This window comes from Synechococcus sp. MU1617 (genome assembly GCF_020514235.1).
Classification (GTDB): Bacteria; Cyanobacteriota; Cyanobacteriia; order PCC-6307; family Cyanobiaceae; genus Parasynechococcus.
In genome coordinates this window covers 113,165-130,718 of the sequence record NZ_VTLB01000005.1, presented here as the reverse complement: position 1 = coordinate 130,718, position 17,554 = coordinate 113,165, and the positions used below count along the sequence as shown (strand labels likewise).

Below are 17,554 nucleotides of genomic sequence, written 5' to 3'. Positions count from 1 at the left end.
GCTTGGCCTGCGAAGCGCCCTAAAAAAGTAACCGGGTCAACGGGGCACCCCTGCAGAAGGGGGGTGTTCACGCAACGGTTCGTCACTTAGCCGACAAATATTGCGAGTTGATGCAGAACTCTCCAGCCCCGATAGGGGCCAGCTGACGAAAAATCAGGCCGCATTTCCAGCTTGTATTCAGGTTTTTCAACCCAGACCTATTAATAAGTGGGCCGCCAAAAAGGCATCACCAGCAGATCCCTGATGCGGCTTACCCTCGTGCCACCGCCGAGCACCGATGGCAGAACCCACGCTGCAAGAACTGAACGACTCGATTGCCGAACTCCAGGCATACCGCAATCGTCTGCGCGAAGACGTGATCGCCATGGGGAAAAAACTGAAACTGCCGCAAAAGCGAATCGACGCCACTGTTGCTGAGCATGCGGAGCTGCAACGGCTGGAAGAGGTGCTGGAGCAACTGCTCAAGCAGCAAGAGATCATGACCAACGCCTGAGCGATGACGTCGTTTGTGCCGCCAATGACCATGGCGGACTTCCTAGAGGCCAGCCGCGGCACCTGGTTGAACCGCCGCTCCATTCATCACTTCGACCATCAAGACGATGAAGCGGCTGATTCCAATCTGGTGATCGAGCCATTCGATGCCTCCGACCCCGTTGTGCAGCGCGTCTGCGACGCACTGCGGGTGGGGACTGACCGCGCCGCCGGTGGAGGTCGGTTCTGGTGGGAGAGCAACCTCAAAAAAGCGGTCCGAAACGACGACTACGCCGCCGTCATCGTGGATGTGCCTGAACAGGGCAACCCCCGCAAGGGCTTTCTGCTTCGAGACGTCGGTTACGTCGAGAAGAAATCGGTGGTGAGCACTTACGCCTTTGCCGACGACGGCGTTCTCACCATCACGACGCGCTACGACACGAACGTGGGAACAGAACGTTGCTGGTTCGTGACCGATCAGGTGCGCATGCGCGTGAGTTCGGTGCAATGCCTTGATGGGGTTTCGATGACGACGTACTGCACTGAACTGCGCTGCCCCAGCGACGACGACATCAAGGCCATGGCCGACAAGGCCCACCAGGTCGCTGACTCACCCGTGCTGGAGACCACAGACTGATGTTCGATTCCTTTCTCAACCAACTGCATCAGGGCATTCAGGAGCGGGGGGGGCAACCTGCTGCTGTGCCCGAGGGATTGCAACACTGCCAATCCAGCAAAAGCGGCGGCAAGATCGAAAGCTGGCTCTGGAATGTTCCAGGCTTCCGCCGTTGGCGCGTCACCCGGCTCGATGCCGGCGACAGCCTGCAGGTTCTCAACTCAGTGGCCTATCCCGAGCACGGCCTTGACCACCCGCTCATGGGGGTGGACCTGCTCTGGTTCGGCGCCCGTCAGAAATTGGTGGCTGTTCTCGACTTTCAGCCGCTGATCCAGGACAAGGATTACCTGGAGCGGCACTTCACGGGACTCAGGGCTCTGCATGAGCAGTACCCCGAGCTGAACGGTGAGGAAACCATGCGCTCCTTCGATCCCAACCAATACTTCTCCCCTTGGTTGCTGTTCTGCCGCGGCGGTGCCGACGAAGCTGAGGGATCGCTTCCCCAAGCTTTCGATGCCTTTCTCTCGGCCTATTGGTCGATGCATGACCAGGCCAAAGGGCAGTCAGCACTGGCGGCATCCGAGGTGGAACGACTCCAGAACGCCTACGACGTCTACAGCGCTGAACGCGATCCAGCCCACGGCTTGTTCACCAGTCATTTCGGCAAGGACTGGTCCGACCGATTCCTGCACGAATTCCTCTTCCCCGCCAGTCAGCCCGCATGAGCCTCCCCCTCCGCACGTCGAGTCTTGATCCTGTCCAGATCCCTGGATGGCGCTGGCAACCTTTTCTCGACACCGCCATCGCAGCCCTGGCCCCTCTGCAGCCGAACCCTTATCCAGTTGCAGAACGATTCCTGCAGAAAGAGGGCAGCACGGGATCCAAGGCGAAACCCGTTCCCGTCAGCACGGCCACCTGGGCTTGCTCCACCGAGAAGCTGCGCCAGGTGCGCTGTGCCTGCGTTGAAGCAGGTGCCGCTGCATCGGTGCTCAATTTCGTGATCAACCCCAGCAGCCGTTTTGATCTTCCGTTCTTTGGAGCCGATCTGGTGACGCTGCCCAACGGGCACCTGCTCGCTCTTGACCTGCAACCTGTCGACAAGACAGATCCCGATCACACGGGTCCGGTTTGGCAGCGACTGATGCCCTTGTTCGAGCGCTGGCGCGCAGAACTGCCCGACGGGGGCCCCATTCCTGAAGAGGCACAGCCGTATTTCTCACCTGCCTTTCTCTGGACCCGGATTCCACTTGGTGAGGAAGGCGATGCGCTGATTGACCGCGTGATCCGTCCGGCTTTTGCCGACTACCTCCAGCTCTACCTGGCGTTGGTGGAGGAGGCGAAGGCTGTTGACGATGAGCGTGCGGCACTCCTGCTCTCGGGCCAGAAGCGCTATACGGCCTATCGCGCCGATAAAGATCCGGCCCGCGGCATGTTGACCCGCTTTTACGGCAGCGAATGGACGGAGTCATACATCCACGGCGTGCTGTTTGACCTCGAATTAGCCGCCGCCACTTCCTTGTCGCCGCAAGGGAGTTAAGCATTATGAACAGCTTTCGGGAGGCTCCCGAGCAGTTGGTCAGAATCGCGGACGTCGGGATCGAGGCAATAGCCTTCTGTCATCCCTCCAAGTCTGAAATTCCCTTCCAGACGTAGTTCACAGGAACAACAACCATGTTCGACGCCTTCACCAAGGTTGTCGCCCAGGCCGATGCCCGGGGACAATTCATCAGCACCAGCGAGATCGACGCCCTCGCTGCCATGGTTTCTGACAGCAACAAGCGTCTGGATGCCGTCAACCGCATCTCCAGCAACGCTTCCACCATCGTTGCTTCCGCTGCCCGCCAGCTGTTCGCTCAGCAGCCTGCACTGATCGCACCCGGCGGCAACGCTTACACCTCCCGCCGCATGGCTGCATGCCTGCGCGACATGGAGATCATCCTCCGCTACGTCACCTATTCCGCTTTCACCGGCGACGCTTCCGTGATGGAAGACCGCTGCCTGAATGGCCTGCGTGAGACCTACCTGGCTCTCGGCACCCCCGGTGCTTCCGTTGCCGCCGGCGTGAACCTGATGAAGGATGCCGCTCTGGCCATCGTCAACGACAAAGCTGGCATCGCCGCTGGTGACTGCGCCTCCCTGAGCAGCGAAATCGGCACCTACTTCGACCGCGCCGCCGCCTCCGTCGCCTGATCGGCGCCTGGATTCGACGTCTTTCATTCACATAACGATCAATGAAAACTCCCCTCACCGAAGCTGTTGCAGCAGCTGATTCCCAGGGCCGCTTCCTGAGCAACACCGAAGTTCAAGCTGCCTCCGGTCGCTTCAACCGCGCCAAGGCCAGCCTCGAGGCTGCCAAGGCTCTCACCAGCAAGGCTGATTCCCTCGTGAACGGCGCTGCCCAGGCCGTGTACACCAAGTTCCCCTACACCACCCAGATGGAGGGGTCCAACTACTCCACCACTGCGGAAGGGAAGGCCAAGTGCTCCCGTGACGTGGGCTACTACCTGCGCATGATCACCTACTGCCTGGTGGCAGGCGGCACCGGCCCCATGGACGACTACTTGATCGCCGGTCTCGACGAGATCAACCGCACCTTCGAGCTCTCCCCCTCCTGGTACGTGGAAGCTCTGAAGCACATCAAGGCCAACCACGGCCTCAGCGGCGACGCAGCCACCGAAGCCAACAGCTACATCGATTACGCCATCAACGCCCTGATCTGATCAGCTGACGTTGCGTTCCAAGCCCCCCTCGGGGGGCTTTTTTTATTGTTCTTTTTCGGCTCCATCAGAGCGCTGTGATGACCCCCAACGTTCGGCGTTTTCTCGACCTGCTCTGCGGCGAATACAGCAACCAGCAACAAGCCTTCGACAACCCTCCCCTGTATGCCCACATCTTTCTGAGGTATCGCCCGCTCATACAGCTACGTCCGGGATCGATCCTGCTCGAGCAGACCTATGCCGTTGATCCCAAGCATCCTTACCGGTTGCGCATGATCCGCGCTGAAGAGCAGGCCTCCGGCGCCATCAAGCTTTGGAATCACATCTTCCGAGACCCGGAACGCTTCGCCGGAGCCACGTTTGATCGGCAACTACGCCTTGCCATTCAGGACAGTGACCTGATCAGCTTGGATCAGTGCCACTACCAAGTGCTCGAACAGCCAGACGGCTACCACGGCGCCATGGAACCCGGCTGCAAGTGCATCGTGCAACGGAATGGCCAAGACACCGTGCTGGTGAGCAGCTTTCACTTGGAGGGAGACTCCCTCTCGACCCTCGATCGCGGCCATGACCCAGAAACGAATGAGCGCTGCTGGGGCTCGGTGGCAGGACCGTTCCGGTTCAAGCGAACCCAAAGCTGGACGGCCGACATGGCATCAGCCTGGGTGTGATGGAACCGCTGAGTGAAACGCAGGTGATCAAGGACCTCCGCCAGACGGAGGACCCTTCGGCGCAGTACTACGCCGCATGGTGGCTGGGGAAGATGCGCAGCCAGCACCCTGATGCCATCCCTCTTCTGCTCAGAGCTCTTGAGGCACTGGATGCCACGCCGATTGATCCAGAGCAACGCGGTGTCGCACTCAACGCGATCCGTGCTCTAGGTCTGCTCAGGGATACGAGAGCAGAAAAACCTCTTCTGGCGCTGCTGCACTCCAACGACTACACCGTGCGGGAGGAGGTGGTCCGCACGCTTGGTGCCATGGGCAGCTGTGAGGCTGTTGAAGACATCCGCGCTTTGCTAGCCAGTGGATTGGTGGGAGCAGGAGCTGAGCAGCCCTCATCCCCCTTGCTCAACGAACCCTGTGAAGCGCTGCTAGAAGCCCTCGGTGACATTGGTGATGGCAGCAGCAGCAACCTCGCCGTGATTCAGCCGTTCACAGAACACCCTCGGCCGTTGATCCGTTCAGCGGCCTGCCGAGCGCTGCTGCAGCTGACTGGTCGTGAGCACTGGGGTATGGAACTGAAAAAGCTGCTGAACCATCCAGAACCCCTAGTGCGCCGTGGCGCGCTGCTCGACCTCGGCGCTACCGGCTGGCTCGCCGCCGTTCCCTCGATCCGCTCGGCTGCCGTGGAACCCAGCCTCAAGCTGGTTGCACTCCGGGCATTGGCGGAACGCAACGACGACCCCAATGACGTCCTCGATGCAATGGATGGGCTGCTCTGATGACAACCACAGCATTGGACCAGGCGCTTCAGATGCTCGAGCGGGCCACCAGCACCCCTGAACTGGTCAAAGCAACGCAAGCCCTTTGTGCACTCAACGACCTTGAAGCCGCCAAGCCGCTCGTGAAGGTGCTGGGGTTCAACAATCCAGCGGTGGCAGCCGTGGCAACACAGGGGCTGATTCAACTGGGACGGGACATCGTTCCAACGCTGTTGGTGAGCCTGGATGCCCGCAATTACGGCGCACGGGCCTGGGTGGTGAAGGTAATTGCTGCCTTGCGGGATCCACGGGGTCTTGACCTCCTGGAGCATGCCCTTCAGGCCGACATCGCTCCAAGCGTGCGGCGCTCCGCAACCCGCGGCCTGGCGGACTTAGAGCTCAGTGAAGACGCAGCGCACGATCAGCTTGAGCGCTGTTTCGAGGGGCTGCTCAAAGCCGTGGGAGACGACGAATGGGTGGTGCGTTACGCGGCGGCTTACGGACTCGAGCAACGCTTGAACAGCGCGGCTGTGGTGTCGCACCTGGGCGCACAGGGCCGGGCGGCACTCAACCAGCTCGCGTCCGATGCGGAGGGTGTCAGGGTGGTTCAGCTGCGGGCCCTGAAAGCCCTCCAACGCCTCAACGCCGGATGACCCAGAAACTGTTGTTCGTCTGCCTCGGCAACATCTGCCGCTCACCAGCGGCCGAAGGCGTCTTCCTGCATCTGCTCGAAGAGCGTGGCCTCAGTGATCAGTTCGTGGTGGATTCCGCCGGAACGGGCGGATGGCATGTGGGCAATCCGGCGGACCGACGCATGCAGGCTGCAGCCAACCGTCGCGGCATTCAGCTGCCCAGCCGCGCACGACAGATCAGCCTCGACGATTTCTCGAGTTTCGATCTGGTGCTGACCATGGACGACGACAATCTCACGGCCGTCCAAGGACTGGCTCGCGAAGCCGGGCCTCGAGCAACGGCCAGCATCAAGCCAATGCTCAGCTACGCCCAGGGATTCTCCGAAACGGAGGTGCCTGATCCCTATTACGGGGGCGAGGCGGGCTTCGAGCATGTGCTCGACCTGCTCGAGGACGCCTGCGCCAACCTGCTCGACGAACTCAGCCCGCCGGCGTAGGCCAGGCTTCTTCGGCAACCCGAGAGCGGAACTGCCCCACCAAGGCATCGATCACAGCCTCAATGCTCATTCCATCGGTCACGAGCTCCACCGCATCCTCCGCCTGCACCAGGGGGGCCTCCTCGCGCGTGCTGTCGAGGTGATCCCGTTCGGCGATCTGTGCCTCGAGCTCAGATCGCTCAGGCACCGGGAAGCCCCGCTGCTCCAGATCCAGAGCACGGCGCCGGGCCCGCTCGCTCACTGTGGCCGTGAGGAACACCTTCAGATCCGCATCCGGAAAAACAGCGGTGCCGATGTCGCGACCTTCCGCCACCAAGCCACCCTTGGCACCCATCGCTTTCTGTTGAGCGGTCAGCGCTTGCCTGACGCAGCGGTGCGCGGCCACAGCCGAAACCGAGGCTGTGACATCCGGCGAGCGGATCGCTTCACTCACGTCCTGCCCATTCACCAACACCTGCTGGCCGCCACCGGGCAACGACCGCAGCTGAAGGTCGAGGTCGTTCAACAGCGGTGCAATGGACGCAGCATCCTGGGGGTCCACACCGTTCTGTTGCACCAACCAGGTCACCGACCGGTACATCGCGCCGGTATCGAGGTAGACCAGCCCCATCTGCTCAGCAAAGGCCCGGGTGACGGTGCTTTTGCCAGCACCGGCAGGGCCATCAATGGCAACAAGTGGCTGGCGGGTCATCAGGAAGACGTGATCGATCAAACGGGTCGTCCCGCAACGCACCGCCGCGGCCAACAGTGAGATGGCCGTTTCAGAGCCACAGGGCTGAAGGGTGAAGGGGGCGACCCTCTCTACATACTCCACCTCAAGCCCTGCTTCACCAAGGCGCTGGCGCACTGAGGTCTCGGGATCGTTTGGATCGGCACAACGCAACGCCGACGGCAGAGCAGCGGCTCGAGCCCGATCAGCACAGGAGAGGTACTGGTTGCGGGAGCTCAAGGCCAAACCATCGGGTTCACGAACGGTGGGAACGGCCCGCACTGCCACGTCCACATCGAGATCGGCCACCAGCCGGCGCAAGATCACCAGCTGTTGCCAATCCTTTTCACCCAGCCAAAGGCAGGACGGCTCCACCAGCTGCAGCAGCCGTGCCACGACCGTGACCACACCATCAAAGTGACCGGGACGGGAGGCGCCACAAAGATGGGTCTGCAGGGCTGCCTGTGCTGAGCGCGACACCGCTGACTGGAGCCCACTTGGATAGATGGCGTCGACACTCGGAGCCCAAAGGGCATGGGCACCAGAGCGTTCGGCTAAACCCCGATCCGCGTCGAGCGTTCGCGGGTAGCGATCAAAATCTTCAGCTGGCCCGAATTGGAGTGGGTTGACGAACACACTCACCAGCACAGGACCCCGAGCCGCAGCAAGGCGAATCAGTTCACCGTGGCCCTGATGCAACCCCCCCATGGTGGGCACGAATTGCAGGGGTCCACTGAGGTTGACCCGGAAGCTCTCCAGCTCGGCCTGGGTGGAGAGAACAACGCAGCTCAGCGCAGCACCTCAAGCTTGACCTGGGCGATTCCAGAGGCAGTCAAACCCAGATCAGAGGCAGCGCCATGGCCAAGGTCGATCACCCGGTGATCAATAAAAGGTCCGCGGTCGTTGATGCGAATCACGGCCGTGCGCCCATTCCAGAGGTTGGTCACGCGCACTTTGGTTCCAAAAGGAAGCGTGCGGTGAGCCGCCGTCATCGTGCCGGGCTTGTAGACCTCACCATTGGCGGTGCGGTTGCCGTAAAAACCGGGGCCGTACCAACTGGCCTCGCCGGTGATGACCTTCACGACTTCAGGTACGACCTTCAACTTCGGCTTGGGAAGTTCAGCAGCTGGAGGCGCAACGACCGGTCTGACCTCAGCAGGGGAGAGCGTTGCCTGGAGCTCGGAAGCCTGTGGCTCAGCGACCAGATCAAGGAAGTCAATGGACTCTGTTCCGTTGACCGAGAGGAAATCGCTGGCCACCACCGGCAGGAGTGCCGCACTCCCTGTAATCGCTCCGGAGAGCGTGGCCATCGTCAAAAGGACTCGCATGCAGAGCGGCGTAACCGAGAAATGGAGCAGAACTCGCAACTCCAAAGACGAGGCGTGCCTTCCTCAAAAGTTGCTGACGAACTTAAAAAAACTGCTCTTGAAAGAAAACTGGGCTCCATTGACCTGACCGGCACAGCCACCCAAGCCCGCCGCCACCCGCAATCCGCGTACCGACTGGCAGATCAACACAAGAACGCAAGTCCCCGCACATAAGCCACTAGCAATCAGCGGATAAGCACAGCCAATCAGATGCTGTGACGACAAGCCAAGCAGCACAAGATCCGCGGCATTGCAGGATCAGTGCATCGGATTCGTTCCATGGATTACAAGAGCGCTGGAGTTGATGTCGAAGCCGGGCGCGCTTTCGTGCAGCGCATCAAGGCGTCTGTGGAAGCCACCCACCGTCCAGAGGTCATCGGTGGCCTTGGCGGTTTTGGCGGACTGATGCGTCTTCCAGCCGGATTGCGCAAGCCCTTGCTGGTGTCGGGCACCGATGGCGTCGGGACCAAACTGGAGCTGGCCCAGGAGCATGGCAGCCATCACGGCGTGGGCATCGACCTGGTGGCGATGTGCGTCAACGACGTGATCACGTCGGGAGCAGCGCCGCTCTTTTTTCTGGATTACATGGCCACCGGCGCCTTAGCGCCATCGGCAATGGCCGAGGTTGTTGAAGGCATCGCCGATGGCTGCAGGCAAAGCGGCTGTGCCCTGCTCGGCGGCGAAACGGCCGAGATGCCAGGGTTCTACCCCCAGGGGCGCTACGACCTCGCCGGTTTTTGCGTGGCCGTCGTCGAAGAAGACAATCTCATTGACGGCCAACGCATCCAACCTGGCGACAGCGTGATCGGTGTGGCCAGCAGCGGCGTACACAGCAACGGCTTCAGCTTGGTGCGCAAGGTGCTGGAACAGGCCAACGCAAATGCGAACACTCTGTATGGCACCGACCAGCGCCCCCTGATCGGCGACTTGCTGGCGCCAACAACCCTGTATGCCGACCTGGTGCAGCACCTGCTGCAGAGCGGATGCGAGCTCCATGGCATGGCCCACATCACCGGCGGAGGGCTACCGGAAAACCTTCCGCGCTGCCTGCCAGAGGGCTGCTCTGCGCGCGTCGATGCCTCTAGCTGGACGAGGCCAACCCTCTTCCGTTGGCTGCAGGAGGCCGGAGACATTCCCGAACGGGACCTTTGGCACACGTTCAACCTCGGCATCGGCTTCTGCCTGGTGGTACCGGCGGGGAGCGAAGCCGCTGTGATCGAGCACTGCCGAAGCAAGAACCATCAGGCCTGGGTGATTGGCAACGTGACCTCCAACACCCCAGGCAGCACCGCAGTTCTCGAAGGTGTGCCCGCCTGATTGCGTCAGTTTCAGACGGGTTTACTGCAGCGGACCACCGGCCCAGAAGGGATCGAATAAGCTGAAACCATGCACATCGGAACTTTTTCCGATAGCGGCGTCAATACATCTTTTTTCAATGCCTTTTGATAAGCCCCAGCGCATTACGCGCCGTCGATCCTCTGCAGGTCCTGTTCCACCTCGGCGTCCTTTGCCTTCAGGACAGGACAGGCAGCAGGGCTACAGGCAGGGCGCACGACCAACATTTCTCACGCTCCGTGATCACGGCAAGGTCTTCGTGGCCGACATGCCCCACCTGTCGGATGGGCAGCTGGCTCACATCTGCAAGGAAGCCCAGGAGGTTTTGGAAAGCCTCGAACGGCGGATTCAAGACATGGAGCAGGAGCTCAGTCATGGTCCTCAGGAGCGCGACACCCTGATCAAGGCGTCCACCAAACGTGACGTCACACGCCGGTTCATCCGAGCCATTCAGGACGAACAGGAGCATCGGCAGAACAACCCTGCTCTGAGGAGCGCTGCAGGCGAATCGCTTCCGCGCACCTTTCTGGAGGTCGCCCGGCATCGACTGCCCGGAGCAACCTTTGATTCCTTGCTGCAGGAAGCTCTCGCCGCCTGCGCCAAGCAACAGGACACTCCCCCTGCCCCCACTCGCTTGGAACCCTCACAGGACAAGGTCATCCCGATTCGCAATGACGGGGACAGCCTCCCGGTGGTGGTGAGCCCAGCCCCTGAATCCGCCTCGGAGGCCTGAGCACAACACTCAGCGACTCTGAAAGGGATTGGCGGGCATCCGCTCGCTGCAACGGATCCGGGCCGCATCCAACCGCTGACGCTCCTCAGGTGACATCGACCATTGCAGTGCAGCGGCGACATCCCTGGCCTGCTCTGGAGTTCGCAGTCCCGGGATCGGCGTTGTGCCAAGAGCTCTGCACCAGTTCAAAGCAACTTGAACCATCGATGTCCCGTGTTCGATCGCGATGGCCTGGATCTCACTGCGCAACTCAAGACTGGCCGGAAGCAGGCGCCGGAACAAACGGCCTCTCAACCAGGTAGAAGGACGTCTCTCCTCAGCCCCGGGCGCACAACCCAGCACGCCGAAAGCCAGAGGGCTGTAGGCCAACACCTCCACATCAAGATCCCTGCTGACAGCGATTAACTCGCGCAGCTGATCATCCGCAGGCGCCAAGAGTGAACACTGCACCTGAATGCTGCACAGGGAAACGCCGCGTTCCAACAAACGGCGATGGATCAACACCAGGCGTTGAGGGCCAAGGTTGGACAGCCCCAACTCGTCCACACGGCCAGCCAGGACAAGCTCAGCCAAACCATCGAGAAGGCCTGTCTCCTGCCAGGGCGCGTAACGCGCCGTACTCCAGTGCAATTGCACGCGCCGCAGCTGCCCCTTGAGCCGCGTTCGACTGGCCTCGAAGGCAGCATCAAAGCCCCGACGCCCCCAGCGCCAGGGGAATGGGGCCAACTTCGTGGCCACCGTCAACTGGGATCGGCGCAGGGCTGGCAACTCGGCCATGAAGTCGCCCAGCAGCGCTTCGCTGCGTCCACTCAGGCTCCCCGTTCCATAGGAATCCGCGGTGTCGATCAAGTTGAGCCCAGAGCTGAGGGCCTGTCGAAACGTGGCGCGAAGTCGAGCGTCGTCCCGCTGGGGGTCATATCCCCAAACCGTCTTGTTGCCCCAGGCCCAGGTGCCGAAACCGATGCCGTTCAACGGAGCGATGCTGCTTCCAGCCATGATCGCCGTCGACCCATCCCGCTGCGTGATGACCGCATCCCCCACACAGGACCCTGCGAGATCGACCGATCAGGCCGTGGAGGGATCGACCGCAGACGAAGAACGCATCCTCTGCAACCACTGCCGCAGAACCGCCAGCAACGGCATTCGCTGCCTGGGCATGTGCGTCGCCGACAGCGATTACTAATGATCCACCTGTGGATGGCGTCACTGCTCTTCGCCGTTCCGGCGACGGGCAATCCATCGCAGGCCTTTGGCCGTCTGGAGTACAGGCCTGCCCGTTGCCGCATCGCCGTCGGGGGGCGTCCTTTGGCCTGCGAACGCCTGCAGATCAACGCAAACGGAAGCCGTGGCCTGCGGCTTCGTTTCATCGGAGACGATCAAGCAACGGGCGGCAGCTACCAGTTGAGCTTCGTCAGCCTTGATGGAGACCAAGGCAGTCCGCTCAGCTGCAACAACTCCGGCTGCCGCTTGGATTCACGCCGCTGGAGTGGGACCCTGCTCAGCACGTCATGGGTCCGCTTTGATGCCAGGGGACTCCCCACGGGCCTACCTGCAACCCGCACCGCCCAAGGGCGCTGCTGGATTGATGCCAACACCATCAGCTGCGAGAGTCACTCACGAAACGTTGCCGGCATGAGCGCGGAGGCTCAATTGTGATGAGGGTTCAAAGGCGGCACCCAGATTCGAACTGGGGATAAAGGATTTGCAATCCTCTGCCTTACCACTTGGCCATGCCGCCGCCCGGGAACAGCCGTCCCCATCAGGGGATCGTATCAGCCATGCCCCTTGCTCCCTGCTGTTTCTCTGCAACGGCCATGGGGAAGATCTGATCACCCTGCGGATCATCCAGGCCGTCCATCGGCGCGCACCGCGATGCCCCCTGACCGTGCTTCCTCTGGTGGGCGCCGGCCGGGTGTTTGATGCAGCAGTTCAGCAGGGATGGTTGACACGCTTGGGGCCGAAAGCGGCCCTGCCCAGCGGTGGCTTCAGCAACCAAAGCCTGAAAGGTCTGCTGGCAGACGTCAGGGCTGGGCTCCCCAGCCTGAGCTGGAGCCAATGGCGGTTGGTGCGCCGCCTGGGGCATGAGCGCCAATCCATCGTTGCCGTCGGCGATTTGCTGCCACTGCTGATGGCCTGGAGCAGTGGCGCTCCCTTCGGCTTCATCGGCACTCCCAAAAGCGACTACACGTGGCTCAGCGGTCCCGGACGGGCCAAAAGCGACTGTTACCACCGGCTCAAAGGCAGTGAGTGGGATCCCTGGGAATGGCGCTTGATGCGCTCGCGCCGCTGTCAACTGGTGGCCATGCGTGATCGGCTCACGGCCCGTGGCTTGCAACGCAAGGGCGTGGACGCTCTGGCGCCGGGCAATCCGATGATGGATGGCCTTCAAATCCAACCGCTGCCATCGGCCCTGGAACGCTGCCGCCGCGTGCTCTTGCTCTGCGGAAGTCGCATGCCGGAGGCCCAGCGCAACCTGCGGCGGTTGGTGCGCAGCGCTATGGCGCTGCCCGGACGTGTACCGATGGCACTGCTCATGGCCGTGGGCGCCCAACCCGATGCAGAGGCCCTGAGCGACAGTCTTGAACAACTGGGTTTTCGACGCAGCCTTCCGCCTTCGGATCAACTGGGTGCCGAAGCCTGCTGGGTGAAAGGAGCCTGCTTGGTGCTGATCGGGCGAGGTTGCTTTGACCGATGGGCCGGCTGGGCCGAAGCCGGCATCGCCACCGCCGGAACGGCGACGGAACAACTTGTGGGCCTGGGCATTCCGGCTCTGTCCCTGCCGGGACCAGGGCCGCAGTTCAAGCCGGGCTTCGCCCGCCGTCAGAGCCGCCTGCTGGGGGGAGCGGTTCGTCCTTGCTCTGACGAATCCGAGCTCACCAAACGGCTCGAAGTCCTCCTGGCTGACGCGGCACTCCGCTCCCACCTGGGAAGGATCGGTACGCAGCGGATGGGGCCAGCAGGGGGAAGCGATCAGCTGGCACGACTGATCCTGGATCGCTTCAACGGATACTGAAGGTCCCCGGTTGGTTGCGATGGCCGCGATTCAGGACCCCACCCTCGTCAAACTTTGTGCCCAGTTGGCCAGTCGACTGAGCATCAGTCTTGCCAGTGCCCGACGCCAGGTGGAACAGGCCGCGGCCCGTGAAGGTCACCGCGATGTTGAAGGACGGCGAGCGATGGCTGAATCCATGCTGGCCGCCCTCGACAAGGACAACGGTGTCCACGCCCGTCAGCTGGACGCATTGCTCGAGAACAGCGAAGGCGACGGCAACTTCATGCTGGAAGACTGAGCTCCAGGCTCAGTGCTCAAAGATCTGGTGAAAACGCAGCCGATCCAACTCGGCAACCACCGGAACGCATTGAAAGCAGCGCTGCGCCAGATCCCAACGTCCTTCCCGCCGCAACATATGCTCCAAGCGCTCTCGGGCTGGCAGCAGGTAGCGGACGTCGTTGGCGGCATAGGCCAGCTGGACATCCGTGAGTTCGTCAACCCTGCCCCAGTCACTGCTCTGGGCGCCCTTGTCCAGCTCAACACCGACCAATTCCATGACCAGATCCTTAAGGCCATGGCGGGGGGTGTATGTGCGGCCGAGCCGACTGCCGACCTTGGTGCAGAACACTGGATTCACTGCAATTCCCAAACCAGCGGCCAGCGCGGCCACATCGAAACGGGCGAAGTGAAACACCTTCTCAACCGTGGACGCCTCAAACAGACGCTTGAGGTTGGGTGCCTCGGTCTGGCCCAGGCCAATGCGGACGCAGACCACACGGTCCTCGGCGTCGGCGATCTGAACCAGGCAAAGCCGATCACGGCCATGGATCAGCCCCATCGCTTCGGTGTCAACGGCAAGCCGCGGGGACTGCAGGTAGCGCTCCGTCCAAGCTGCATCGAGATCGCGATCAAAGACGGCGAATTCCGCTGGGGATGACGACTTCTCAGCCATGACTTCAGGAAGGGATGGGGCCAGTGTGGCCAACCGCCTCCACAGCAAGTCTCAAGACTCTCCTCTTGAATCTCGAAATTAGATCGTTTTTGATTAGAGAAGTTGTCCCGCCCCTGTGTTCTCTCGCAGAAAGCCTTCGCGCACCTGTCTGGCAGACATCGAGCAGTACTTCCATCAGCCGCCGCCGCAATTCCTCGACCTGGAACTGGCTGTCTGCTGGATCCTCGAGTGCTTGCTCAAAGACGACAACTACCCATCCGCACTCCTGCAGAAACTGATCCGGGAGGAGCCACAACTGCGGCTTTCTGAAACCGTCCTGCAACAGGCCCTGGAGTTCCTTGAGCAACAGGGCTCGATCAGCAGTTACACCCAACGCTGCCCGAGTCGCGGGCGGCCCCGGCGCATGCTCCACCTTGAATCTGATGCACGGAGCGAAGCAGAGCGGCTGATGCAGCCCTGGCGCAGCTGGCTGAACTCCCACCGGTTCGCTTTGAACTAGGCGATTCAGCCTGCTCAAGGCTTAAAAAGGGTTATCACCACCGGGATGCCATGCCTGCAGGATTCCAATCCACCCTCCTGCTGACTGTTCTGCTGGCGATTGGTCTGGTGTTCTTTCTGCGTGCAGCCAGCAAAGATCGAACCACAGTGGTGGATGTGATATCCCCCCAACCCCCGATCACCGTGCTCGATGGGCTCAGCACCTGGCTGGAAGACCGCGGTTGGAGCCGAGATGGCGGCGATGCAGAGCGTCAGGTGCTCCGCTTCAAGGGGAAAGTGGCCTCCAGCCAACCCCTGGCCGTGTTGCTGTCGGGACTGGCGGCGATTGGCTCCGCCTGCTTCGGCTTGGTCCTGCGTCAGCTGGCACCTCAACTGCACTGGTGGCCTCTTCTGCTGATCGGCTTGGGCCCTTTGGCAGGCGCCCTCTACACGCGACGAGCCGCTCGCACAGAAGCCCTGGAACTGCAATTGCTACCGGCCCCCGAGGGAGAGGGCAGCGCCATTCGTCTACGGGCCCATCGGGACGAACTGATCGCCATCGAACTGGAACTGGCTGAGACCCTGCAACTCGCCAGTGATGGGTCCCTGCTCTCCTCCCCGATCTGAACCATGCGTCTGCCGGCCTGGATGCAACGCCGTCGCTTTGCCTCAGGGCTTGCCATCACAGGCCTGTCGCTGGCAACCCTCGCGATGACCAAGGCTGCGGAACAACACAACTGGCTTGGCACAGCCGAGCCCAGCAACGAACCAGCGGAGCAACCCGCACCGGAACAGCCAGACCCCTGTCCCTCGCCCACCACGCCAGACCCCCTGCTAGGCCCACGCACCAAGAAACCCGGGAGCTGGGTCGGCCGAAGCCCTGTTCAATCCAACCTGCCGATCGTCGTTATGGCAGGGCACGCCGACTCCCAGGGCACCGTCAGTCCCGGAACCCCGGGATATGCCGTGGATCAGCAAAACCGTCCGCCGATGCAACCGGGCATTCGCGATGAGCTGTTCTGGAACCGCCAGGTTCAGGCCGCTGTGGTGAGCCAAGGCCAAGCCCATGGCTTGAACATCCGCGCCTACACCCCTCCTTCCATCAGCATCGCGAACGACAACGACCCCAGCACCAACTGGTCGAAGGCCAAAGTGTTTTCGGAGCGTGGTGAATACGTTCTGGAGATCCATTTCGATGCCTATCGGCCCCATGGCTTCGGCTCCGGTCTGATTCCTGTGCTCGCGAATGTGCGTGAACTGAACGTCGTCGATGAAAGCCTGGCCCAGGCGTTTGGGCGCTACCCACGACTTTTCCGCGGAGGCCTTGGCGGTCCGCGTCGCGGCATCGGAATTCTTGAAATCGCCATGCTTGAGCCCCCCCTGGAGACGAAACTGAGGGATCCGAGCTCAAGGGAGCACACGGTGAACTGCCTTGCCGAGCGCGTGGTGAATGCGCTCGTCCAAGGCGTCAGTTAGTTGATCGCGCCATGGGGGCGGCAGCGCTCATCGAGCGAGGCATCACCGAGCCAATCCTGAGGCTTGGTGAACAGTTCAGTTAGCAGGGCCTCCCGTGATCCAGCCTCTGCGGTGTAGCCGTACTCCCAACGCACCAGCGGGGGCAGAGACATCAAGATCGACTCCGTCCGTCCATTGGTCTGCAGGCCAAAGATCGTGCCGCGGTCCCAAACCAGGTTGAACTCCACATAACGGCCCCGGCGATAGAGCTGAAAGTCCCTCTCGCGATCGCCATAGGCCATCGGATGACGCTTCTCGACGATGGGGGCATAGGCGGGCAAGAAGGCTCTGCCATTTGCCTGCCCCAAGGAGAACAGCTGCTCCCAACTCAACGGCCGAGCTCCCAAACGGGCTGACACCTGAGCCGCAGGACCGGAGGGATCCTGGCCCTTGTAGAGCGTGCCGTTGGCATCTTGGTAGTCGTAAAAGATGCCGCCAACGCCGCGGGTTTCATCGCGGTGCTTCAAATAGAAGTACTCATCGCACCAGGGCTTGAAGACCTTGTGCAGATCCGGGTGAACCGAATCACAGGCCGCCTGATGGGTGCGATGGAAGTGACGGGCGTCGTCGAGGAAGGGGTAGTAGGGGGTCAGGTCGGCACCCCCGCCAAACCACCACACTGGGCCAGCCTCGAAGTAGCGGTAGTTGAGGTGAACCGTCGGGATGTAGGGATTGCGCGGATGCAGCACCATCGAGGTTCCCGTGGCGAACCAGGGATGTCCCTTCGCTTCCGGACGCTGCTTGAGGATCGACGGGGGCAGTTCTTCCCCTTGAACCTCGGAGAAATTCACGCCGCCTTGTTCGAAGACGCGGCCCTCACGCATCACCCGGGAGCGCCCACCACCCCCTTCAGGCCTGACCCAACTTTCCTCAACGAAGCGGCCTTCACCATCAAGCGCTTCAAGGCCCGCACAGATTTCGTCCTGAAGCCCCATCACCATCGCCCGGGCCCGTTCTCTGGAATCGCTGGGGGGCAGTTCAAGGGGAGGCTTGCTGACACCCACGTCCTGGCGTCCGAGGACGCGGCGAATCAGGGAGCGAACCATGTGTCAGAGACTGGAGACATCGAAACCTAACCAGGTCACCCCAGACCTGGACAAGCATCCGTCAGGGACTGT

The 17,554-nt window shown here is 61.7% G+C and carries 24 protein-coding genes and 1 tRNA gene; 19 read left to right on the top strand and 6 right to left on the bottom strand.

Annotated elements, in window-relative coordinates:
- Window positions 1–277: 277 nt before the first annotated feature.
- The 10 genes from FZZ90_RS10920 to FZZ90_RS10875 all read left to right on the top strand — a co-directional run bounded on the left by FZZ90_RS10920 (window position 278) and on the right by FZZ90_RS10875 (window position 6,356).
- Window positions 278–493, top strand: coding sequence for a hypothetical protein (locus FZZ90_RS10920; protein WP_226425822.1), 216 nt, complete (start codon window positions 278–280; stop codon window positions 491–493).
- Window positions 494–496: 3 nt separating this feature from the next.
- Window positions 497–1,108, top strand: coding sequence for a phycobiliprotein lyase (locus FZZ90_RS10915; RefSeq protein WP_226425821.1), 612 nt, complete (start codon window positions 497–499; stop codon window positions 1,106–1,108).
- Complete coding sequence (locus FZZ90_RS10910; RefSeq protein WP_226425820.1) at window positions 1,108–1,812, top strand: 15,16-dihydrobiliverdin:ferredoxin oxidoreductase; 705 nt, start codon at window positions 1,108–1,110, stop codon at window positions 1,810–1,812. Before FZZ90_RS10915 ends, FZZ90_RS10910 begins: the two co-directional genes overlap by 1 nt.
- A complete protein-coding gene (locus FZZ90_RS10905; RefSeq protein WP_226425819.1) occupies window positions 1,809–2,624 on the top strand; it encodes a phycoerythrobilin:ferredoxin oxidoreductase in 816 nt (271 codons plus the stop codon). The genes FZZ90_RS10910 and FZZ90_RS10905 overlap by 4 nt, the downstream gene beginning before the upstream one ends.
- 134 nt (window positions 2,625–2,758) lie before the next feature.
- A complete protein-coding gene (locus FZZ90_RS10900; RefSeq protein WP_114987333.1) occupies window positions 2,759–3,277 on the top strand; it encodes a phycocyanin subunit beta in 519 nt (172 codons plus the stop codon).
- 41 nt (window positions 3,278–3,318) lie between these two features.
- Complete coding sequence (gene cpcA, locus FZZ90_RS10895; RefSeq protein ID WP_226425818.1) at window positions 3,319–3,807, top strand: phycocyanin subunit alpha; 489 nt, start codon at window positions 3,319–3,321, stop codon at window positions 3,805–3,807.
- Window positions 3,808–3,884: 77 nt separating this feature from the next.
- Window positions 3,885–4,475 carry a chromophore lyase CpcT/CpeT gene (locus FZZ90_RS10890; protein WP_226425817.1) on the top strand — a complete coding sequence of 197 codons (591 nt, stop codon included), beginning with the start codon at window positions 3,885–3,887 and terminating at the stop codon, window positions 4,473–4,475.
- The gene (locus FZZ90_RS10885; protein WP_226425816.1) at window positions 4,475–5,248 is read left to right on the top strand and encodes a HEAT repeat domain-containing protein; all 774 of its coding nucleotides are present in this window, start codon (window positions 4,475–4,477) and stop codon (window positions 5,246–5,248) included. Before FZZ90_RS10890 ends, FZZ90_RS10885 begins: the two co-directional genes overlap by 1 nt.
- Complete coding sequence (locus FZZ90_RS10880) at window positions 5,248–5,880, top strand: HEAT repeat domain-containing protein (protein WP_226425815.1); 633 nt, start codon at window positions 5,248–5,250, stop codon at window positions 5,878–5,880. The genes FZZ90_RS10885 and FZZ90_RS10880 overlap by 1 nt, the downstream gene beginning before the upstream one ends.
- On the top strand, window positions 5,877–6,356 hold the full coding sequence (locus FZZ90_RS10875; protein WP_226425814.1) for a low molecular weight protein-tyrosine-phosphatase: 480 nt from the start codon (window positions 5,877–5,879) through the stop codon (window positions 6,354–6,356). The genes FZZ90_RS10880 and FZZ90_RS10875 overlap by 4 nt, the downstream gene beginning before the upstream one ends.
- Here the strand turns inward: FZZ90_RS10875 and FZZ90_RS10870 are convergent.
- Window positions 6,340–7,857, bottom strand: coding sequence for a bifunctional pantoate--beta-alanine ligase/(d)CMP kinase (locus tag FZZ90_RS10870; RefSeq protein WP_226425866.1), 1,518 nt, complete (start codon window positions 7,855–7,857; stop codon window positions 6,340–6,342). The genes FZZ90_RS10875 and FZZ90_RS10870 overlap by 17 nt on opposite strands.
- Window positions 7,854–8,375: a septal ring lytic transglycosylase RlpA family protein gene (locus tag FZZ90_RS10865; RefSeq protein ID WP_226425813.1), complete on the bottom strand. Its 522-nt coding sequence runs from the start codon at window positions 8,373–8,375 to the stop codon at window positions 7,854–7,856. Before FZZ90_RS10865 ends, FZZ90_RS10870 begins: the two co-directional genes overlap by 4 nt.
- A gap of 336 nt (window positions 8,376–8,711) precedes the next feature.
- Here FZZ90_RS10865 and purM point away from each other — a divergent pair, with 336 nt between their 5' ends.
- Together purM and FZZ90_RS10855 are read left to right on the top strand one after the other, a co-directional pair.
- Window positions 8,712–9,749 (top strand): phosphoribosylformylglycinamidine cyclo-ligase, encoded by a 1,038-nt coding sequence (gene purM / locus FZZ90_RS10860; protein ID WP_226425812.1) that lies wholly within the window; start codon window positions 8,712–8,714, stop codon window positions 9,747–9,749.
- Between the two features lie 118 nt (window positions 9,750–9,867).
- Window positions 9,868–10,500, top strand: coding sequence for a histidine phosphotransferase (locus tag FZZ90_RS10855; protein ID WP_226425811.1), 633 nt, complete (start codon window positions 9,868–9,870; stop codon window positions 10,498–10,500).
- Window positions 10,501–10,509: 9 nt separating this feature from the next.
- Here the strand turns inward: FZZ90_RS10855 and FZZ90_RS10850 are convergent, their stop codons facing one another.
- Window positions 10,510–11,496 carry an aldo/keto reductase gene (locus FZZ90_RS10850; protein ID WP_226425810.1) on the bottom strand — a complete coding sequence of 329 codons (987 nt, stop codon included), beginning with the start codon at window positions 11,494–11,496 and terminating at the stop codon, window positions 10,510–10,512.
- Between FZZ90_RS10850 and FZZ90_RS10845 the strand changes: the two genes are divergently transcribed.
- On the top strand, window positions 11,480–11,683 hold the full coding sequence (locus tag FZZ90_RS10845; RefSeq protein WP_226425873.1) for a hypothetical protein: 204 nt from the start codon (window positions 11,480–11,482) through the stop codon (window positions 11,681–11,683). The two genes, FZZ90_RS10850 and FZZ90_RS10845, sit on opposite strands and share 17 nt — an antisense overlap.
- Window positions 11,684–11,697: 14 nt before the next feature.
- On the top strand, window positions 11,698–12,156 hold the full coding sequence (locus tag FZZ90_RS10840; RefSeq protein WP_226425809.1) for a hypothetical protein: 459 nt from the start codon (window positions 11,698–11,700) through the stop codon (window positions 12,154–12,156).
- Between the two features lie 11 nt (window positions 12,157–12,167).
- Here FZZ90_RS10840 and FZZ90_RS10835 read toward each other — a convergent pair.
- A tRNA-Cys gene (locus tag FZZ90_RS10835) sits at window positions 12,168–12,238 on the bottom strand.
- A 54-nt stretch (window positions 12,239–12,292) separates the two neighbouring features.
- On the opposite strand from FZZ90_RS10835, the gene FZZ90_RS10830 reads away from it, so the two are divergent.
- Entirely contained in the window at window positions 12,293–13,513 is a 1,221-nt protein-coding gene (locus FZZ90_RS10830) for a lipid-A-disaccharide synthase-related protein (protein WP_226425865.1), read from the top strand.
- 19 nt (window positions 13,514–13,532) lie between these two features.
- Complete coding sequence (locus tag FZZ90_RS10825) at window positions 13,533–13,790, top strand: hypothetical protein (RefSeq protein ID WP_226414311.1); 258 nt, start codon at window positions 13,533–13,535, stop codon at window positions 13,788–13,790.
- Between the two features lie 9 nt (window positions 13,791–13,799).
- Here FZZ90_RS10825 and FZZ90_RS10820 read toward each other — a convergent pair whose 3' ends face one another.
- Window positions 13,800–14,444, bottom strand: coding sequence for a ribonuclease D (locus FZZ90_RS10820; protein WP_226425864.1), 645 nt, complete (start codon window positions 14,442–14,444; stop codon window positions 13,800–13,802).
- A 115-nt stretch (window positions 14,445–14,559) separates the two neighbouring features.
- Here FZZ90_RS10820 and FZZ90_RS10815 point away from each other — a divergent pair, with 115 nt between their 5' ends.
- The 3 genes from FZZ90_RS10815 to FZZ90_RS10805 are packed head-to-tail and all read left to right on the top strand — an operon-like array spanning window position 14,560 to window position 16,397.
- A complete protein-coding gene (locus tag FZZ90_RS10815; RefSeq protein WP_226425808.1) occupies window positions 14,560–14,943 on the top strand; it encodes a helix-turn-helix transcriptional regulator in 384 nt (127 codons plus the stop codon).
- Between the two features lie 50 nt (window positions 14,944–14,993).
- Window positions 14,994–15,548, top strand: coding sequence for a cofactor assembly of complex C subunit B (locus FZZ90_RS10810; protein WP_226425807.1), 555 nt, complete (start codon window positions 14,994–14,996; stop codon window positions 15,546–15,548).
- A gap of 3 nt (window positions 15,549–15,551) precedes the next feature.
- Window positions 15,552–16,397 carry an N-acetylmuramoyl-L-alanine amidase gene (locus FZZ90_RS10805; protein WP_226425806.1) on the top strand — a complete coding sequence of 282 codons (846 nt, stop codon included), beginning with the start codon at window positions 15,552–15,554 and terminating at the stop codon, window positions 16,395–16,397.
- Here the strand turns inward: FZZ90_RS10805 and hemF are convergent.
- Window positions 16,394–17,482 carry an oxygen-dependent coproporphyrinogen oxidase gene (gene hemF / locus FZZ90_RS10800; protein ID WP_226425805.1) on the bottom strand — a complete coding sequence of 363 codons (1,089 nt, stop codon included), beginning with the start codon at window positions 17,480–17,482 and terminating at the stop codon, window positions 16,394–16,396. The two genes, FZZ90_RS10805 and hemF, sit on opposite strands and share 4 nt — an antisense overlap.
- Window positions 17,483–17,554 lie beyond the last annotated feature (72 nt).

What these genes read in the sequence shown, in the direction of transcription:
- FZZ90_RS10920 (WP_226425822.1), top strand. Translation starts at nt 278, where the DNA reads ATGGCAGAACCCACGCTGCAAGAACTGAACGACTCGATTGCCGAACTC.
- FZZ90_RS10915 (WP_226425821.1), top strand. Translation starts at nt 497, where the DNA reads ATGACGTCGTTTGTGCCGCCAATGACCATGGCGGACTTCCTAGAGGCC.
- FZZ90_RS10910 (WP_226425820.1), top strand. Translation starts at nt 1,108, where the DNA reads ATGTTCGATTCCTTTCTCAACCAACTGCATCAGGGCATTCAGGAGCGG.
- FZZ90_RS10905 (WP_226425819.1), top strand. Translation starts at nt 1,809, where the DNA reads ATGAGCCTCCCCCTCCGCACGTCGAGTCTTGATCCTGTCCAGATCCCT.
- FZZ90_RS10900 (WP_114987333.1), top strand. Translation starts at nt 2,759, where the DNA reads ATGTTCGACGCCTTCACCAAGGTTGTCGCCCAGGCCGATGCCCGGGGA.
- cpcA (WP_226425818.1), top strand. Translation starts at nt 3,319, where the DNA reads ATGAAAACTCCCCTCACCGAAGCTGTTGCAGCAGCTGATTCCCAGGGC.
- FZZ90_RS10890 (WP_226425817.1), top strand. Translation starts at nt 3,885, where the DNA reads ATGACCCCCAACGTTCGGCGTTTTCTCGACCTGCTCTGCGGCGAATAC.
- FZZ90_RS10885 (WP_226425816.1), top strand. Translation starts at nt 4,475, where the DNA reads ATGGAACCGCTGAGTGAAACGCAGGTGATCAAGGACCTCCGCCAGACG.
- FZZ90_RS10880 (WP_226425815.1), top strand. Translation starts at nt 5,248, where the DNA reads ATGACAACCACAGCATTGGACCAGGCGCTTCAGATGCTCGAGCGGGCC.
- FZZ90_RS10875 (WP_226425814.1), top strand. Translation starts at nt 5,877, where the DNA reads ATGACCCAGAAACTGTTGTTCGTCTGCCTCGGCAACATCTGCCGCTCA.
- FZZ90_RS10865 (WP_226425813.1), bottom strand. Translation starts at nt 8,375, where the DNA reads ATGGCCACGCTCTCCGGAGCGATTACAGGGAGTGCGGCACTCCTGCCG.
- purM (WP_226425812.1), top strand. Translation starts at nt 8,712, where the DNA reads ATGGATTACAAGAGCGCTGGAGTTGATGTCGAAGCCGGGCGCGCTTTC.
- FZZ90_RS10855 (WP_226425811.1), top strand. Translation starts at nt 9,868, where the DNA reads ATGCCTTTTGATAAGCCCCAGCGCATTACGCGCCGTCGATCCTCTGCA.
- FZZ90_RS10845 (WP_226425873.1), top strand. Translation starts at nt 11,480, where the DNA reads ATGCTGCTTCCAGCCATGATCGCCGTCGACCCATCCCGCTGCGTGATG.
- FZZ90_RS10850 (WP_226425810.1), bottom strand. Translation starts at nt 11,496, where the DNA reads ATGGCTGGAAGCAGCATCGCTCCGTTGAACGGCATCGGTTTCGGCACC.
- FZZ90_RS10840 (WP_226425809.1), top strand. Translation starts at nt 11,698, where the DNA reads ATGGCGTCACTGCTCTTCGCCGTTCCGGCGACGGGCAATCCATCGCAG.
- FZZ90_RS10825 (WP_226414311.1), top strand. Translation starts at nt 13,533, where the DNA reads ATGGCCGCGATTCAGGACCCCACCCTCGTCAAACTTTGTGCCCAGTTG.
- FZZ90_RS10820 (WP_226425864.1), bottom strand. Translation starts at nt 14,444, where the DNA reads ATGGCTGAGAAGTCGTCATCCCCAGCGGAATTCGCCGTCTTTGATCGC.
- FZZ90_RS10810 (WP_226425807.1), top strand. Translation starts at nt 14,994, where the DNA reads ATGCCTGCAGGATTCCAATCCACCCTCCTGCTGACTGTTCTGCTGGCG.
- FZZ90_RS10805 (WP_226425806.1), top strand. Translation starts at nt 15,552, where the DNA reads ATGCGTCTGCCGGCCTGGATGCAACGCCGTCGCTTTGCCTCAGGGCTT.
- hemF (WP_226425805.1), bottom strand. Translation starts at nt 17,482, where the DNA reads ATGGTTCGCTCCCTGATTCGCCGCGTCCTCGGACGCCAGGACGTGGGT.